This is a genomic window from Rhizobium mayense (assembly GCF_030272705.1).
GTDB lineage: Bacteria > Pseudomonadota > Alphaproteobacteria > Rhizobiales > Rhizobiaceae > Rhizobium > Rhizobium mayense.
Genome location: NZ_JARFYM010000112.1, coordinates 1 through 577, shown reverse-complemented (window position 1 = coordinate 577; position 577 = coordinate 1). Strand labels below are relative to the sequence as shown.

Genomic DNA, 577 nt, shown 5'->3' with positions numbered 1-577 from the left:
CTTCGTATAAGCAATCGAGGTGCGTCATAACTCCGGTCCGTTCCGGTCGATCGTCGTACCAGCTGGCCAATCGGAGATTGGCCGTCCAACAGGCAGAATAATGACAAGTGGGTCCTCGACGCGCGTGGGTGGCAGGTCTGTACGCGCGTGTGGCAGCGTGGATCGTACGCTAATCTCCGACACAACAGTCACCGGGCCGTTTCGACCGAACCTCTCAATGTGTTTTTGCAATGCGGGCCGCACCGTGCCGAAAGCAAACGGAACAGCCAGTTCGCGCAACACCGGAAGCATGGCTTGGATCGAATGCCCGATCCCCAAACCCTCGAGATCCGGACGCACACCATATAGTCCGAGCTCAGCCACCAACTGATCGGTTGTGCCAACCTTTATGAACCGGCGCAGCAATCCCATGTGAGCGGCGACGCCACTAGCGTCATAGGCGATTGCACGAAGCTCAGGTCTTGCTCCGGCCCAGCTTTGACTGCCCTCGAACGGCTTTGCATTAAAGGCCCCGGTTGGCCCATAGGTCTTTCGAAAGAACTCGGCGAGTTCGACATGTTCGGCGAGTTCCAACTCG

The 577-nt window shown here is 57.9% G+C and carries 1 protein-coding gene; it reads right to left on the bottom strand.

What is annotated here, in order from left to right:
* Positions 1–24 precede the first annotated feature (24 nt).
* Positions 25–577 (bottom strand): NodA family N-acyltransferase (locus tag PY649_RS34815; protein WP_285873616.1); only part of this gene is annotated, 553 nt, incomplete at its 5' end.